We start from the raw sequence: 16,550 nt of genomic DNA on the forward strand, positions 1-16,550 counted from the left end.
GATTTGGTTGCGTTCAATGCAACGCCAGATTGCATTTTAGCCCCATTCTACGACCGTTTCGCAACGTATAAGCTTCATGCGTTACCAAGTGAGGGGTGCAACATGCAAAAGATTCACGTTGAGGTCAATTACGATTTCATCTGTCCGTGGTGCTGGATCGGTCAACGCAACTTCGCCGCTGCGCTTGCGGAGTCCGGCGCGAGCGGCGAAGTTGCGGTTCGCTACGTGCCGTTCGAGTTGAACCCGTCCATGCCCGTCGACGGGATGGATCGGCGCACGTATCGCACACAGAAGTTCGGCAGCTGGGCGCGCTCGCAAGCCATGGATGCCCAGGTCGCAGCCGCCGGTCTCACGGCAGGCGCGCGGTTCAACTACGGCCTCGTGGTGCGCACTCCGAACACGCGTCTCGCGCATCGGTTGATGCAGTTCGCTCAGGAGCGCCATGAAGCGCACCAGACGGCGGCCCTGTATCAAGCCATTTACGCCGCCTATTTCTCGGAAGGCCGGGACATCGGCGCGCTGGACACGCTGGTGGCCATCGCCCTCGCGCAGGGTTTCGACGCCGACGCAGTGCGTGCCTATCTGCTCTCCAACGCAGGTGAAGACCAACTCGACGTGGCTCGCCGACGCGCGGACAAGCTGGGCGTTCAGGCCGTTCCCACCACCGTGATCGACGGAGAAATCATCAGCGGCGCGCAGCCTCCGGTCGTCTTCACGCAAGCGCTGCGTTCCGCCGCGCTGAGGAGCGCAGCATGACTGCATTCGAACCACGCCGCGCGGTCATCGTCGGCGGTTCGCTCGGCGGACTGCTGACGGCTGCCACCTTGCGCGCGGCCGGCTGGCAGGTCGACGTCTTCGAGACTTCGCCGAATCAGCTCGAAAGTCGCGGCGGCGGCGTGGTGCTTCAGCCTGACGTGCTGGACGCGCTGCAGTTCGCCGGCATCGAATTGCCGAATCCGCCCGGCGTGGCGTCGGGCGATCGCATCTATCTGGACCGCGACGACAGGCGCGTCGAAGAACTGTACATGCCGCAGATGCAGACCTCCTGGAGCCTGCTCTACCGCGCCATGAAAAACGCGCTGCCGGCCCAGCATCTGCATGCTGGCGAAACCTTCGTCAACTTTCGCAGCGACGGCGAGCGGGTGACCGCGCTGTTCGAAAGCGGACGCACTGAAGAAGCCGATCTGCTGGTCGGCGCCGACGGCATCCGCTCGACGCTGCGCAGTCGCCTGCTGCCGGAAATCGTGCCTGTCTATGCCGGTTACGTGGCGTGGCGCGGCCTCGTGGACGAAGCCGGTCTGCCGTCACACGCCGCCGACATGCTGCGCGAACGCTTTTCGTTTCAGCAGGGCGACGGTCATTCGGCGCTCTCCTACCTGATCCCGGGCGAGAACGACTCGACTGTTGCCGGTCAGCGTCGCTGGAACTGGGTGTGGTATCGCAAGTACAGCCGCGAGCAGCTCGATCAATTGCTGATCGACCGCCATGGCGTGGCGCGGCCGTTTTCCTTACCGCCGGGTTCGACCAAATGGGCCGACGTCCTCCAGCTTCGTCAAGACGCGAAGCTGATGATGGGACCGACATTCCGCGCGCTAGTCGATGCCACCGAGGACCCCTTCATGCAGCCGATCGTCGATTTGCGCTCGCCGAAGATGGTGTTCTGCCGCGCCGTGCTACTCGGCGACGCCGCCTCGGTGCCGCGGCCGCATACCGCGGGCAGCACCGCAAAGGCCGCCTCCAATGCGCACACGCTGGCGCTCGCGCTGCTCGCCGCACAACGCAGCGGTGAGACGATCGATTCAGCGCTCAAGCATTGGGAAGGCCAGCAGTTGCAACGCGGCAAGCTCATGACCGAGATGGGCATGTCGCTCGGCAACCGTCTGATGAACATCGCCCGCTGAGGGTGCGAGTTTCCGTTTCTCTAGTTCAAGGAGTTGTCATGTCAACCCAGGCATCGATTACGACCGGCGGCACCAGTCCGGTCAAGCTAACGCGCGGTCTGATTGCGCTATTTGCATTCTGCTGCGGCGCCATCGTCGCCAACCTGTACTACGCGCAGCCGATCACCGAATTGATCGCGCCCGACATTCGCATGTCGCCGGATACGGCCAGCCTCATCGTGTCGCTCACGCAGATCGGCTATGCGTTGGGCCTGTTCTTTCTCGTGCCCCTCGGCGATCTGCTCGAGAACCGCAAGTTGATGATCACCACCGCGCTCGTCTCGATTGCGAGTCTCGCTGCAGCCGCTTTCGCTCATCAGCCGGGCTGGTTTCTCGGGATCTCACTGCTGGTCGGTTTCAGCTCGGTGGCCGTGCAGATCCTGATTCCGCTCGCCGCGCATCTCGCGCCGGACGAGTCGCGCGGCAAGGTGGTCGGCACCATCATGAGCGGCTTGCTGCTCGGCATTCTGCTGTCGCGTCCGATCTCCAGCGTGATCGCAGGACACTTCGGCTGGCGCGCGGTGTTCGGCTGCGCCGCCGTGCTGATGGCAATCGTGACCAGCGTGCTCGCACTGACAATTCCACGTCGTCAGCCGGAACACAAGGCCACGTATTTCGAACTGATCGGCTCGCTCGGCCACCTGCTTCGCACGATGCCGGTTCTGCGCCACCGCTCGCTGTATCAGGGCTTGATGTTCGCTTCGTTCAGCCTCTTCTGGACGGCTATTCCCGTCGAGCTGACGCGACAGTTCGGGCTGTCGCAAACCGCGATCGCGATCTTCGCGCTGGTCGGCGCAATCGGCGCGACCTCCGCACCGGTCGCGGGGCGTCTCGCCGACGCTGGCCACACCGTGCGCGCCACCCTGATCGCACTCGTGGTGGGCGCACTCGCCTATACGCCTGCGTTGATTCATCCGGCGTGGGGTGTCGTCGGCCTGGTCGCGACCGGCATCGTGCTCGACTTTGCCGTGCAGATGAACATGGTGCTGGGTCAACGCGAAATCTATGCGCTGCATGCGGCAAGCCGCAACCGTCTGAACGCGCTGTATATGACGAGCATCTTCGTGGGCGGCGCCTTTGGTTCAGCGCTCGCGAGTCCGCTCTATCAGCACGGCGGCTGGACGCTGGTCGCGGGGGTTGCCACGGCGTTCCCGCTGCTTGCATTGCTTCACTACCTGGCAATCGGCCGGCCGCACGCTGCGCGGATTGCCTGAGCACACTGTCGATTCGTGAGCCGGGCGGCCACGCCGCCTGGCTTAATAAAAATTCAGCGTCGATTCAGGAATAAACGTAGCGCTGGCGATAGGCTAGCCAGCACGTCTCGACCTGGCCAGCGCTCGCGCGCGGCGCATGCGTGCGACCTTCCTGATCGAGACATCTGAAAAAGGTGCGTGAATGACTCTCAAGCCCAGATTTCTATGGGGCGGTGGCGTGGTCGTGGTGGCCGCGCTGGCCGTCGCCGTGGCGCTGATGTGGAAACCCGCCATCGCGCCGATCACCGCGCCGCCGCCGGCGTCGTTCGACGCGCAAACCCGGCTCGCCGGCGCGCGTGTCGTGGCGCTCGGCGACTGCATCGTCTGTCACACCGCGAAAGGCGGCCAGCCGTTTGCCGGCGGCCTGCCGCTCGCGACACCGTTCGGCACGATCTACGCGACCAACATCACGCCCGATGTCGAGACGGGGATCGGCAGCTGGTCGCTCGAGGCCTTCACACGCGCGGTGCGTCACGGCGTGGCGCGCGACGGCCATCTGCTCTATCCGGCGTTTCCGTATATCCACTTCACCCACATGTCGGATGGCGACATCTCGGCCGCCTACGCCTATCTGATGACGCGCGAGCCGGTCAAGGCAACCGCACCCGCGAACGAGCTGATCTTCCCGCTCAACTTCAGGCCCTTGCTCGCCTTCTGGAACGTGCTGTTTCTGCATCCCGGCGCAGATGTCGCGGACGCTTCCAAAGACGCGCAGTGGAACCGCGGCAAGCTGCTGGTGGACGGCCTCGGCCATTGCGCCTCGTGCCATTCGCCGCTCAATCCGATCGGCGGCGAAAAGCTCGGCCATGCATTTGACGGCGGTGTCGTGGACGGCTGGGAAGCGCCGCCGCTCAACGCGCTCGGCACGGCGCCAAAACCGTGGACTCAGGCGCAACTCGTCACCTATCTGCGCACCGGCCGCGCCAGCGAGCACGGTGCCGCTGCGGGCCCGATGCTGCCGGTTACGCGCGATCTCGCCACGGTGCCCGAAGAAGATGTGCAAGCGATCGCCGCGTACATTCTGTCGATCCAGAAGCACGAGCCCGTCGCCACCCGTGCGCTGACGACCGACGCCACGCTCTCGCCCGAAGCGCAAAACGGCGCGCTGCTGTTCGCCGCTTCGTGCGCGCAATGCCACGGCCCGCACGCGCCCATGCAATCGATTGGCGAGCGCCCTTCGCTCGCGTTCAGCACGGCCGTGAACGCGACGACGCCGCGCAACGCGATCCAGATGATGCTCAACGGTATCGACTGGCATGGCGAAGACACGTTGAACTACATGCCGGCCTTCAGCCAGGTTTATAGCGACCAGCAAATCGCCGATCTGGCGTCCTACATTCGCGCCGCCTATTCGCAGCGCGGCCCGTGGCAGGACGTCGAGGCGACGGTCGCCAAAGTCAGAAAGGAGAACGACGCGCGATGATTACTCTGACCGTCAACGGCGTGCAGCACGCCCTCGATATCGATCCGTCGACGCCGCTTCTGTATGCGCTGCGTAACGACCTCCATCTGCATGGCGCGAAGTTCGGCTGTGGACTCGGACAATGCGGCGCCTGCACGGTGATCGTGGGCGACAAGCCCATGTTCTCCTGCCTGATTCCCGTGTCGTCGATCGGCACGCGTGCCGTGCGCACGATCGAAGGCCTCGGCACGATCGAGCATCCCAGTCCGCTGCAGAAGTCGTTTATCGATCATCAGGCGGCCCAGTGCGGTTACTGTATCGCCGGCATGATCATGCGCGCCCAGGCGCTGCTCGATCGCAATCCACGCCCGACCGAGCAGGAATTGCTCGACCATATGGAACCCAACCTGTGCCGTTGCGGCACGCATCTGCGGATTCTCGCCGCGATTCGTGAGGTCGCGCATCTGCCGGCTGGCGACACCCTATCCAACGAACCGATGGAGATGGCGAGTCTCGGAGGCGCGCAATGAGCGACGTCGACGAAACAATCAACGAGGGGCGCCGCCGCTTCATGGTGTCCGGCGCGCTGGTGGTGAGCTTTAGCCTGTTCCCCGGCGTCAAGGCGATGGCCCAGGAGGTGATCGCCGACGAAGGCGCTGCCGTTCACATCGGCAAGGCCACGCAGATGCTGGCCGGCAGTCTGAAGACCAACCCTTATCTCGACGCGTGGATCAAGATCAATGCGGCGGGTAAAGTCACCGTCTATACCGGCAAGGTGGAACTCGGCACAGGCGTGCGCACGGCGCTGCTGCAGGTCGCGGCGGAACAACTGGACATGGCGCCCTCGCTCATTACGTTTCTGATGGCAGACACGGGCGCCTCGCCGGACGAAGGCCTCACGGCCGGCAGCCATACGATCGCCGACAGCGGCAGCGCGTTGCTCAACGCGGCGGCTCAGGTGCGCGGCCTGCTGGTCGATGCGGCGGCGAAACACTTCGGCGTGAACGGCAGCGAACTGGTGGCACACAATGGGGTCATCAAGGCGCCGGATGGCCGCAGCATGACGTATGGCGAAGCGGTTGGTCTCGTCGATCTGCATCGCATGGCCACGCCGACTTCGCCCCTGAAAAACCCGGCCAGCTTCGACATGATCGGCACCTCGCTGCCGCGCGTGGACATACCCGGCAAGGTCACGGGCGGCCCGAGCTACGTTCAGGACATGATGATGCCGGGCATGCTGCATGCCCGCGTCGTGATGCCGCCTGTCTACGACGCAAAGCTGCTGGAAACCAACTCGGCCGATGTGCTGAAGATGCCGGGCGTGCTGAAGGTGGTCCGCAGCGGCAGCGTGCTCGCCGTCGTGGCGAAGGGCGAATGGCAAGCGGTGCAGGCGCAACGCGCGCTGTCGGCGGCCAGCAAGTGGACTGCCGGGCGCACGTTGCCCGACCCGGCCACCGTGCACCGCGATCTCAAGCAGATCTCCACCCAGCACATCGAGATCGCGAACACGCATGAACCAGCCGGCACGCCGGTCAAAACACTGAGCGCGAAGTACACCAAGCGCTACATGATGCATGGTTCGATTGGTCCGTCCTGCTCGATCGCGCTGTTCAAGGATGGCGAAATGACGGTCTGGACACATACGCAAGGCGTCTATCCGTTACGCGACGGGCTGGCAGAAATGCTGTCCATGCCGAAGGAAAAGATCCGCTGTATCCACGTAGAAGGATCGGGTTGCTACGGCCACAATGGAGCGGACGACGTCGCCGCGCACGCCGTGCTGATCGCCCGCGACCTGCCCAACGCACCGGTTCGCGTGCAATGGATGCGCGATCAGGAACACACGTGGGACCACTTCACACCCGCGATGGTCACCGAGGTCAGTGCCTCGCTCGACGCGAGCGGGCGCATCGTCGACTGGAACTATGCGCTGTGGAGCAGTTCGCACAACGAGCGGATCGTCAACGCCGGACGGCTGCTTCCGGCACGCATGCTGGAACCGCCGTTCGTATCCGCCCCCTCGGTGCCGATGGTGCAGCCTGAAGGCGGTGGCGATCGCAACGCGATTCCGCTCTACGCATTGCCGAACCTGCATGTGATGAACAATTTCTCACCGACCATGCCTTTGCAAACGTCGGCGATGCGCTCACTCGGCGCCCACATGAACGTGTTCTCGATCGAAGCCATCATGGACGAACTGGCCGCTGCCGCCGGCGCCGATCCGGTGGCATTTCGGCTCGAGCATATGCAGGACCCGCGCGCGCGTGACGTGATCCAGCTGGCCGCGCGCAAATTCGGCTGGCCGAGGCCGCCACGCAAGCGCAATCACGGTGTCGGCTTTGCGTTCGGCAAGTACAAGAACCTGATGGCGTACGTGGCCATGGCGGTCGAGATATCCGTCGTGCCGGAGACCGGTCAGGTAGTGCTCGAGCGCGCCGAAGTCGCGGTCGACTCCGGGCAGATCGTCAATCCGAATGGCATTCGCAACCAGATCGAAGGCGGCGTGGTTCAGGCGGCCAGCTGGACGCTCTACGAAGAGCTCAAGTTCGACACGTCGAGAATTCGCAGCTTCGACTGGAGCAGTTACCCGATCCTGCGTTACTCCGCTGCGCCGCGCAGCATCGACGTGCATCTCATCAACCGGCCGGGTGCGCCGTTTCTCGGCGCGGCCGAAGCGTCGATGGGGCCGACCGCGGGCGCACTCGCCAATGCGTTGTTCGACGCGACCGGCAAGCGGCTGCGCGACATGCCGCTAGCCGGCGAGCGACTGCGGAAGATGATCGACGTATAGCGCGACATGGCAAAAAAACGGCGAGGCCGGATGGCCTCGCCGTTTTCGATACTGCGGAAAATTCAGGCGCTCCGAATCGCCGCGCGCAGGGCTGAAATCAGGGTATCCGCATCGCGGTCGCCTTCATAACGGTGACCGTTGATGAACAACGTCGGCGTACCGTTCACGCCGCTGCGCAACCCGCTGTCGAAGTCTTTCTGAATCGTCTCGTCGTACGTACCGGAGAAAGCGCTCGCCAGGTCGCGAGTGTGCAGTCCGAGTTCGGCGCCGTAGCGGCCCAGATCGCTGTCGGTCAGGGCGGTCTGGTTTTCGTACAACGCATCGTGCGCCTCCCAGAATTTTCCGACGGTGGCTGCGGCTTCCGAAAACTCAGCGGCATGCAGTGCGTGCGCATGCATGTCGGTGAGCGGAAAATGCCGGAACACGAAACGCAACTGGTCGCCCATGGACCGCTGCACGGCTTTGATCACACCGTACATCGCGCCGCAGTAGGGACATTCGAAGTCGCCGTACTCGACGAGCGTGACAGGTGCGTCGGCGGGTCCTTGTGCATGGTCGGCGCTGCCAACCGGCGGGGAAAGATGGCTCATAAGGTTTCCTGTTTCGTCGAAGGATTGATCTGTTCGAGCGCGCTCAAAATGCCATCGACGCCCGGATTCACCGTGATCGGCGACACGTAGGCCCAACGCACGATGCCGTGTTCATCGAGCACGAACAATGCGCGTTCGCAAACGCCGTCGGCCGAACGGTACACGCCGTAGCGCCGCGCGACCTCGCCCTTCGGTTCGAAATCGGCGAGCAGCGGGAAGTGAAACTTGCGTTGCTCGGAGAAGGCCGAGTGGCTCCACACGCTGTCCACGGAAATGGCGATCAACTGTGCTTTGGACTGGTGGAACGTGGGCAGCGCAGCGTTGAAGAGACCCAGTTCATCGCCGCAAACCGGACTCCAGTCCGCCGGATAGAAGGCAATGATGACGGGCGCGCCGCGCAACTCCGAGAGCGACATTCTCTGGTCGGGGGTCGCCAGCAAAGTGAAATCCGGCGCTTCCATGCCCACTTGAAGCATGGGGATCGTAGGTGAGGACTGCGTGGTCGTCATGGTCGACGGTTCTCCTGAAGGGCGTCGGGCAAAGGGCGCGAGATCGCCGCGTGAATCATCAGAATAAGCTGCCGGGGACCACCGGAATAGTTATGCATTGGGTTTGCCTACCCAAAGAATCAGAAGGTTATCTAATACCAAGGTATAAGAACCCGAAGACATGCGGCGCTCTGCGTAGCAGTGAACGCAATGCTGCGTTGCTTCTGGACCCGGTTTATCAATTATTTTGGCGTGAATAAGCTGTGTCTTGAGTCCAGAGCGCGGTTCACCGCCGGTTCCACGGCTGACCGAGCCGACCCGTTGACCCTCCTGATTGCGGATGTCGAAACACGATTCCGCTACGATATTAATCGAAAGATAATTTATCTTTCGCTTCTTTGAGTTCCTCGATGAACAAACTAGCTGAATTTAGACGCGGATGGATGCAGTTGATCGGATCGACGCTGGGTCTCGGCATCGGCGTGATCGGCTTGGGCTCCTACAACCTCGGACTGTTTGCCAAGGATTTGCAGGGCGCGATCGGTCTCACGAAGACCCAGTACGGGGCCGGTTACCTGGCCTTCACGCTGGGACTCGCGCTCGGTTTGCAGATGTGGGGGCGCCTGCTATCGCGCTTCGGCGCAGCGCGCACCGCCGCAGGCAGCGCGCTTGCGCTCGCCGCGTGTTTCGTCGCGATGGCGGAGCTGATTTCGACGCCGACGGCTTACATCCTACTGGTCGGTCTGGCTGGTTTCTTCGGCGGCGGTACGAGCGGCCTCACGTTTACGCGCATCGTCAGTGGCTGGTTCGATCGGGGCCGGGGCTTTGCGCTCGGGCTGACCCAGGTCGGCCTGGGATTGTGCGGCGCGATCCTGCCGCCGATCGTCGCGGCCACGATCGTCAAAAACGGCTGGCACTCCGGTTACCTGATGCTGGCCGCCATCGCAGCGGCGGGCGCACCGATCGCCCTGTTGATCTTGCGCGACAGTCAATCCGCGGCCACGGCGCAACCCGACCCAGCCGATGCGCCCGACATGCAAGAGCTCGCCAGGGAGTTCGCGGCCGTCAAACGAACCCGCACGTTCTGGATCATGTTCCTCGCCTTCACCCTGTCCACTCTCTTCGTGGCGGGCAGTGCCCAACACATGGCGCCGATGCTTCGCGAACTGGGTGCGAACGCCACCTCGGCAGCCAAATACATGAGCCTGCTCGGCATCGGCACAGTCTGCGTTCGCCTGATCGTGGGATGGCTGTCCGACTATGTGCATGCGCCGCGACTGATGGCCTTCTCCTGCCTGGTCGGCATGGCCGGCGTGCTGACGCTCAAGCTGGGCGGCATCCATTACGCCCCTTTGTACGCGTTCACGGTGGGCTGGACATTCGGCGGCGAAATCGATCTGGTCGCGCTGATGTGCACCCGCTACTTCGGCCTCCGGATGTTTCCCCGTGCCTACGCGTTTCAATACGGCGCACTGTGCATCGCTGCCGGCGTCGGCCCGCTGGGGATCGGCTGGCTGGCCGACAGGCTGGGCAGTTATCAACCGGGCCTTGTGCTGAGCGCCGTGCTCGCCGCCGCTGCGGCTTTCGTCTTCCTGCTGCTGCCCCGCTACGACGGTCGTGCCAACGAGCCCAGCTCGGCCGGACGCCTCGGGCTGCCCACCATCGATTAATGCGCTTTACCCCGTAGCCCACTGTTATCAGGAATGTATCAATGATCCATTTTGACCACGTCTGCCTTGCGGCACAAAACGTCTATGAAGCCACGTTCCGACTGAGCCGCGAAACCGGCTTCGGCAATTACGACGGCGGCTTCTTCCCGCTCTACGGGATCGGCCACAAGGTCGTGCCGCTGGCCCCGGATATCTATATCGAAGTCGAAGGCATTGTCGATCACACGGTCCTCAAGCGAGGTCAACCGCTTGCGACGTTTTTCGAGCAGCAGACGCGGGAAGGCGATTGCTTCGTGGGCTGGTGCCTGCGCACCGACTCGCTGGACGAGTTGAAGGCATTCGCGAAGCATCACGGCACGGTCGTCGACGAGAGCACCACCGGCAAGGACGCCGGCCGCCAGATGATGAACGGCAACCGCGGCTTTGCGCTGCAGACACCGAGCGCGTTGACAGCGTGGCCGATCGGCAAACCCAACCTGTACTTCAAGCCAGGCAATGGACCGCATACCGCCAGCCTGCCGACCGAACCGGGGACCGGCTCGGTGCAGGGCCAAGGGCTCAACTGGATCGAGATCGGTGAAGACGAAGCGGCGTTCGCTGCGTGGCTCGGCGAGATCGGCCGTCCGTCGGACTTCCCCTTCGAGATTCGCTACAACAGGAAGACCTCGGGCCTGTACGCGATGGGCGTGAAGACCAGCGAGGGTGAACGGGAAATTCGCCGCGCAGCGGTCAGGATCTGAGTTGCCGGGAACGCTGCGGGAACGTGTTGAAAAGGCAATCCCAATGCCGTTACGTTGGAGAAAGTATGGACAAGCTGTTAGCTTTGCGAACGTTGCTCACCGTTGCGGAATCGGGCGGTTTTACGGCGGCCGCTCATGAGCTCGGCAAGACCACTTCGTCGGTCATGCGGCTCATGGACGGGCTGGAAGCGTCGCTTGGCACCTCGCTGCTGACACGCACCACGCGCAACGTCTCGCTCACCGACGCGGGCGTGACCTACGTCGAACAGGTCCGCCAGGTGCTGACCGACCTGGCGGGCGCCGACGACAGCGTGATCGATAGCGGCATCGACCCGATGGGTCCGCTGCGCGTAAGCGTGTCCGCCACGTATAGCCGCCTGCATATCGCCCCGCACATCGCGACGTTCCTGAAGCAGAATCCGCGCGTCAACCTCGAGCTGGTGGTATCGGACAGCCATCTCGATCTGGTAAGCGAGCGCCTGGATCTCGCCGTACGTGTCGGGGTGCCGACCGCGGACGATCGTCTGATCGTCAAGCGGCTACGCCAGAGCGAACGCTTTGTCGTAGCCAGTCCCGAGTACCTGAAAAGAAAGGGCACGCCGCAGACACCCTCCGACCTGATCGGCCACGAATGCCTGCGCTTCATCTACAAACCGGGCAACCGGCAGAGATGGGTGTTTCGCTATCCTGGCCGATCCGAATCCGTGGACGTGAATGGCCAACTCCTCACCAATAACCTCGACATGCTGTCCGGCGCGGCGCTGGGCGGCCATGGCATCGCTCTCCTTCCGCAATGGCTGGTCGGCGCCGACGTGACTGCCGGCAAATTGACGGCGCTATTCACCGACGCGCAGGTGACGCCCGAAGGCGGCGATGCCTTCGTCTATGCCACTTACCTGCCGAATCGCCGTCATTCGAGAAAGGTGCACGCGTTCATCGATTTCGCGGAACACGCGATTGCCGTGCCCACCTGATCCCGGTTTTCGACCTGCTGCGGAATTGCCGGACGGCGTCGAAATAGTGTCGTGCGAATTTGAAAAGCGCACCGCTGGTACGCAATCGACGAGCGCGCAACGCGTCCAAGCTGGTCCAAACCCCCATCACGTTTTTCTCTTGCTGGAGATGAAGCATGACATCCACACTCTTTTCACCCGTCGCGGTCGGCCCGGTCACATTGCCAAACCGCATTGTCGTCTCGCCGATGTGCCAATACAGCGCTGATGACGGCTGCGCCAACGACTGGCATCTGATGCATCTGATGCAGCTGGCCATTTCCAACGCAGGGCTGATCGTCCTCGAAGCCACGGCGATCGAGCGGCAAGCCCGCATCACGCACGGCTGCCTCGGCCTCTACAGCGACGCCAACGAAGCCGCCCTTGCCCGCGTGCTGGCAGCGGCGCGCCGCGTGGCGCCGCCGCAGACGCGTTGGGGCATCCAGATCAATCACGCGGGACGCAAGGCATCGGCGCAGCGCCCCTGGGAAGGTCGCGCGGCTTTGGGCCCACTCGAAGATCCGTGGCCGACCGAAGGTCCGTCAGCGGTCGCAGCAGGCGAGCATTGGCATACGCCGAAGGAAATGACCGCCGCCGACATGACCCGCGTGCGCGACGGGTTCGTGGCGGCGACCCGCCGCGCGTTGCGCCTCGGTTTCGACGTGATCGAGATCCACGCCGCCCACGGCTATCTCATGCATCAATTCCTTTCGCCCCTGGCCAACCGGCGCACTGACCAGTACGGCGGGTCGCTCGAGAATCGCATGCGCTTTCCGCTGGAAGTGGCGGCGGCGGTTCGCGAGGTAGTGCCCTCCACGGTGTGCCTCGGTCTGCGGATCACGGGGTCGGACTGGACGCCTGGCGGCATCGAAGTGGCCGAGACCATCGCTTTCGCGGATGCCCTGAAAGCGCGCGGTGCCGACTATGTGTGCGTCACCACCGGCGGCGTGGTCAATGCCCGTATCGCCGTGCAACCCGGCTATCAGGTTCCGTTCGCGGCCGAGGTCAAGGCAAACGTCGATCTGCACACGCGCGCAGTCGGCATGATCGCCGACGCGCAACAAGCCGAGGCGATCATCGCCTCCGGTCAGGCAGACACCGTGGCGCTCGGCCGTGCTTTTCTCGACGATCCGCGCTGGGTGTGGCACGCGGCTCAGACCCTCGGCGCCGAAGCGTCGATCACCTTTGCGCCGCAATACGAGCGCAGCAAGCCGGCTTTGTGGGCAGGCGCTCGACTCGCCCGTCCGGCGACGGCTAACGCGTCCTGAACCGGAACTGCTGGACAGGTACTCGTTTTTCTATCGGCGTCGAGCGTGAGTCAGCGCGATTTGCCCGCGCGCCTGCAACCACAACAGTGAAGAAGCGCAGACGCCAGATGGACACGCTGTACGCCACGAAGGTGTTCGTGCGGATTGTCGAGGCGGGGAGCCTGACGAAGGCGGTCGGCTCATTCGACTCGACCGCGCCGAAAGTCTCCGGGCTTCTGCAGGCGCTGGAATATCGACCGGGTTGCAGACGGTTGCAGCGAACGACCCGCAAGATCTCGCTGAGCGAAGACGGGCGCCTTTAATACGAGCGCTGCATCAGCATGCTCGACGAGATCGGCGAACGGTTGCGGCTACTGAAGGCAAACATCGTCGTAGTCGACGGTGCGCCGCACGACGTAGTGACGGCACACGGGGGCAAGCCACGGATCGATGCACAGGATCTCCAGGTACCCATTGGCCAGAAGAGCAATTGACGTCGACATGTTCCACTCCACAAACAGTTAATGCCGGAACAACGAGACGAGAAACTTCAGCGCGTTTCTGTCTTTCTTCGAGCATGCTTCAAAGGTAGTGGCCAACCCGGCCAAGCGCCATCCTACGATCGGATATCCCGTATCTCCTCTCATATTGGGGCGCCATACCAAGGTTTAAAGATTCACGTCCGACTCAATGGGATATCGGCGCAATCTGTCGAATCGTCATCGATCAATGACGATACGCAACGAGGAAAATACCTTGTTCGCCTATGGCTCGATCAAGCTCACCCGCGCTTGCCGACGAAGCGCCGCGCCAGCCGGGCGAGACGCGGCACCGTGGTGGGGCGCAGCAGGCGTGCGCCGTAGCCCTCCATGCGCCGGTAGCCTATCGAGACTGTGTCCTGCGGCAACCCGGCGCCGATCTACGCCAGTTCGAGCCGATTGCCGCCCAGCGACTTCGCGTTGTACAACGCCTGGTCGGCGGCCGCCAGCAGTTCAGTGAGCGTGGACGCCTGGCGTCCGGACTGGGCGAGACCGATGCTCACGGTCGCCTGGATTTCGATGCCGTCGATCCGATGCGCGACCGTACCGGCAAAGCGACGCACCACGGCCTCGCCCACCGCCTGGGCGTGCAGATCATCATGGTCGGGCAGCAAAGCGGCAAATTCTTCTCCACCGATGCGGCAAAGAATCGCCTCCGGCCCGACCACGCTTCGAGCGACCTCGCCAAACGACTTCAGAACCTTGTCACCCGTCTCATGACCGTATTGATCGTTGATCGACTTGAAGCGATCGAGGTCGAAGGCCAGCAGCGACACCGGCCGCGATGCCCCAACGTTGCCGAGCACGCGCGAACCCTCCTCAAAGAACCAGCGGCGATTGCCGAGACCGGTCAGATAGTCCGTTTGCGACGCCTGCAAAAGCTGGCCATGCGATTCCTCGCGGATGAGCGTCAGCAGGGTCATGGGCAACACGACCGAATATAGAACGCCCTCGTACATCGTGAGTTGGCCCGCGGCCGACAGCACGCCGTGGCCATACATGCTTGCCAGCCAAGGGAGGATGAATGTCCGGAAGGCATAAAAGAGCGCGTGGACACCCGCCACGATCACGGCGATGTACCTTGATTTGAGCCCCTTGAAGCCGTCGCTTCGCAACAGCTCGAACGAGGTCAAGCCGGAAGCCACGGCAATCGGCAGCGCGCTCGCGTAGTTCCACAAGATGTCCTGCCGGCGCGCGCCAAACAGCACCCAGGTCAGCGCCACGACGAACAGTATGCCGATCGAGACCACCCGATGTTGCCGGCCGTTCAGCGCGGCGACGCCGTGCAGGATCAACAGATAACCGGTAACAATGACGAAGTTGCTGAGGCCGGCGCCACTCGCACCCGGCAGGTCGCGCCGGAACGCCGCCGCAGCACAGCCGATGGCGAGCGTGGCGTAACCCGCGGCCAGAATCCTTAATTCCTTGCTGCGCCTGGGATGCGTTCGGTGCTCCCACAACGTCAAGCCGGAACTGGCCAGCAGCGTTCCGATGGCGAGGAGATAAAGGGTAATTAGATCGACGTGCATTGCTAACTGGAAAAATCTACACCGGTACTTCGCGGCGGCAGCCGCATTTTACGCTGAAAATTTTGACAACCCGGTCACGCGGGCTCGGCGCGTCGAAGCGTGGCCTGGCGTGGCCGGCCGCCCGGCCCCTAACATGCGCATTTGATATGTTTATCTGAATTTACTATTTAGTGTGCGCATAACCCGGTGATAGCCTGCATTGAATCTGCAGGCGCGGATCTCCGCTGCCCTGCTTTGCCAACCCGTCCCGCTTGCCGGGACCGAGCGCACTCAGGAGCCAACGTGAGCGTCGAATTCATCGGTATGATCCAGCAGCGCAAGGTATCTGAAACCCATGCCCCCACCGGACCCGCAATCGACGTCGATTACGTCCGCGCCTTCGCCCAGGCTCACGAAAACGCAGGCTTCGATCGTATTCTGGTCCCTCACAGCTCGAGTAGCCCAGACGCCACGTTGACCATCGCCTATGCGGCCAGCGTCACCTCGCGCGTGAATTTCATGCTCGCGCATCGTCCCGGCTTCGTCTCGCCGACGCTGGCGGCGCGGCAGCTCGCGACCCTCGATCATTTCTCGGGCGGCCGGCTCGCGGTGCACTTTATCTCCGGCGGCAGCGACGAGGACCAGCGGCGCGACGGCGACTATCTCAGTCACGACGAGCGCTACGCCCGCACCGACGAGTATCTGCAGATCCTTCGTCGCGTCTGGACGGAGCATGAACCGTTCGACCACGAAGGACGTTTTTACCGCTTCGAAAAAGCCTTCTCCGAGGTAAAGCCCAGGCAGTCGCCTCACGTGCCAATCTACTTTGGCGGCGCATCGGCGCCCGCCCTGGAAGTTGCAGGCAAACACGCGGACGTCTATGCGCTCTGGGGCGAATCGAAACAGCAGGTGCTGGAGCAGATCACGCGTGTGCGTGCCGAAGCCGCGAAGCATGGCAGAACCGTGCGTTTCTCGGTGTCGTTCCGCCCGATTCTCGCTGCGACAGAAAAAGCGGCGTGGGAACGCGCTGAGCACATTCTCGAGGAGACGCGCCGCCTGCGCGTCGAACAGGGCTTTGCACGAGGTGGGCCGCAACAGAGCGAGGGCGCGCGGCGTCTGCTCGCGGCGGCCGGCGACGGCGTGCGCGTCGACGATCGTCTGTGGACTGCCGTCGCCAGGGAAATCGGCGGACGTTCGAATTCGACCGCGCTGGTCGGCACGCCCGCACAGGTCGCGCAAACGCTCGCCGAATATCGCGACCTCGGTGTGACGACTTTCCTGATTCGCGGCTTCGATCCGCTCGAAGACGCCATCGACTACGGCAAAGAGCTGATTCCCGCCACGCGCGAACTGACGTCCCGCGCGCGACAAGCCGCCTGAGCGCGAGGAA

General features: G+C 63.3%; 16 protein-coding genes. 12 read left to right on the forward strand and 4 right to left on the reverse strand.

Annotated features, from left to right (window positions below):
* Positions 1 to 102 precede the first annotated feature (102 nt).
* The 6 genes from FQ705_RS33170 (at position 103) to FQ705_RS33195 (ending at position 7,386) form a co-directional block, all read left to right on the forward strand.
* Positions 103 to 756: a DsbA family oxidoreductase gene (locus FQ705_RS33170; protein ID WP_144149173.1), complete on the forward strand. Its 654-nt coding sequence runs from the start codon at positions 103 to 105 to the stop codon at positions 754 to 756.
* Positions 753 to 1,901, forward strand: coding sequence for an FAD binding domain-containing protein (locus FQ705_RS33175; protein ID WP_144149175.1), 1,149 nt, complete (start codon positions 753 to 755; stop codon positions 1,899 to 1,901). The genes FQ705_RS33170 and FQ705_RS33175 overlap by 4 nt, the downstream gene beginning before the upstream one ends.
* A 38-nt stretch (positions 1,902 to 1,939) precedes the next feature.
* Positions 1,940 to 3,154: an MFS transporter gene (locus FQ705_RS33180; protein WP_144149177.1), complete on the forward strand. Its 1,215-nt coding sequence runs from the start codon at positions 1,940 to 1,942 to the stop codon at positions 3,152 to 3,154.
* A 181-nt stretch (positions 3,155 to 3,335) separates the two neighbouring features.
* The gene (locus FQ705_RS33185; protein WP_144149179.1) at positions 3,336 to 4,616 is read left to right on the forward strand and encodes a c-type cytochrome; all 1,281 of its coding nucleotides are present in this window, start codon (positions 3,336 to 3,338) and stop codon (positions 4,614 to 4,616) included.
* Complete coding sequence (locus FQ705_RS33190; RefSeq protein WP_144149181.1) at positions 4,613 to 5,125, forward strand: (2Fe-2S)-binding protein; 513 nt, start codon at positions 4,613 to 4,615, stop codon at positions 5,123 to 5,125. The genes FQ705_RS33185 and FQ705_RS33190 overlap by 4 nt, the downstream gene beginning before the upstream one ends.
* Positions 5,122 to 7,386 (forward strand): xanthine dehydrogenase family protein molybdopterin-binding subunit, encoded by a 2,265-nt coding sequence (locus tag FQ705_RS33195; protein ID WP_144149183.1) that lies wholly within the window; start codon positions 5,122 to 5,124, stop codon positions 7,384 to 7,386. The genes FQ705_RS33190 and FQ705_RS33195 overlap by 4 nt, the downstream gene beginning before the upstream one ends.
* A 62-nt stretch (positions 7,387 to 7,448) precedes the next feature.
* On the opposite strand, the gene FQ705_RS33200 is transcribed toward FQ705_RS33195, so the two are convergent.
* Both FQ705_RS33200 and FQ705_RS33205 read right to left on the reverse strand, forming a co-directional pair.
* Positions 7,449 to 7,976 (reverse strand): DsbA family protein, encoded by a 528-nt coding sequence (locus tag FQ705_RS33200; protein WP_144149185.1) that lies wholly within the window; start codon positions 7,974 to 7,976, stop codon positions 7,449 to 7,451.
* Positions 7,973 to 8,485 carry a redoxin domain-containing protein gene (locus FQ705_RS33205; RefSeq protein ID WP_222105690.1) on the reverse strand — a complete coding sequence of 171 codons (513 nt, stop codon included), beginning with the start codon at positions 8,483 to 8,485 and terminating at the stop codon, positions 7,973 to 7,975. The genes FQ705_RS33200 and FQ705_RS33205 overlap by 4 nt, the downstream gene beginning before the upstream one ends.
* A gap of 389 nt (positions 8,486 to 8,874) precedes the next feature.
* Between FQ705_RS33205 and FQ705_RS33210 the strand changes: the two genes are divergently transcribed.
* The 5 genes from FQ705_RS33210 to FQ705_RS33230 all read left to right on the forward strand — a co-directional run bounded on the left by FQ705_RS33210 (position 8,875) and on the right by FQ705_RS33230 (position 13,436).
* Entirely contained in the window at positions 8,875 to 10,134 is a 1,260-nt protein-coding gene (locus FQ705_RS33210) for an MFS transporter (protein WP_144149187.1), read from the forward strand.
* A 41-nt stretch (positions 10,135 to 10,175) separates the two neighbouring features.
* The gene (locus FQ705_RS33215) at positions 10,176 to 10,874 is read left to right on the forward strand and encodes a VOC family protein (protein WP_144149189.1); all 699 of its coding nucleotides are present in this window, start codon (positions 10,176 to 10,178) and stop codon (positions 10,872 to 10,874) included.
* 65 nt (positions 10,875 to 10,939) lie between these two features.
* Positions 10,940 to 11,848: a LysR family transcriptional regulator gene (locus tag FQ705_RS33220; RefSeq protein WP_144149191.1), complete on the forward strand. Its 909-nt coding sequence runs from the start codon at positions 10,940 to 10,942 to the stop codon at positions 11,846 to 11,848.
* Positions 11,849 to 12,003: 155 nt separating this feature from the next.
* Positions 12,004 to 13,134 carry an NADH:flavin oxidoreductase/NADH oxidase gene (locus FQ705_RS33225; protein WP_144149193.1) on the forward strand — a complete coding sequence of 377 codons (1,131 nt, stop codon included), beginning with the start codon at positions 12,004 to 12,006 and terminating at the stop codon, positions 13,132 to 13,134.
* A gap of 107 nt (positions 13,135 to 13,241) precedes the next feature.
* The gene (locus FQ705_RS33230; RefSeq protein WP_144149195.1) at positions 13,242 to 13,436 is read left to right on the forward strand and encodes a LysR family transcriptional regulator; all 195 of its coding nucleotides are present in this window, start codon (positions 13,242 to 13,244) and stop codon (positions 13,434 to 13,436) included.
* A gap of 48 nt (positions 13,437 to 13,484) precedes the next feature.
* Here the strand turns inward: FQ705_RS33230 and FQ705_RS34745 are convergent, their stop codons facing one another.
* Together FQ705_RS34745 and FQ705_RS33235 are read right to left on the reverse strand one after the other, a co-directional pair.
* A complete protein-coding gene (locus FQ705_RS34745; protein ID WP_260854704.1) occupies positions 13,485 to 13,616 on the reverse strand; it encodes a hypothetical protein in 132 nt (43 codons plus the stop codon).
* Between the two features lie 416 nt (positions 13,617 to 14,032).
* A complete protein-coding gene (locus tag FQ705_RS33235; RefSeq protein ID WP_144149197.1) occupies positions 14,033 to 15,181 on the reverse strand; it encodes a sensor domain-containing diguanylate cyclase in 1,149 nt (382 codons plus the stop codon).
* A 282-nt stretch (positions 15,182 to 15,463) separates the two neighbouring features.
* On the opposite strand from FQ705_RS33235, the gene FQ705_RS33240 reads away from it, so the two are divergent.
* Positions 15,464 to 16,540, forward strand: a complete 1,077-nt coding sequence (locus tag FQ705_RS33240) for an LLM class flavin-dependent oxidoreductase (protein ID WP_144149199.1) — start codon at positions 15,464 to 15,466, stop codon at positions 16,538 to 16,540.
* Positions 16,541 to 16,550: the final 10 nt, after the last annotated feature.

This window comes from Paraburkholderia sp. BCC1884 (genome assembly GCF_900996225.1).
Classification (GTDB): Bacteria; Pseudomonadota; Gammaproteobacteria; order Burkholderiales; family Burkholderiaceae; genus Paraburkholderia.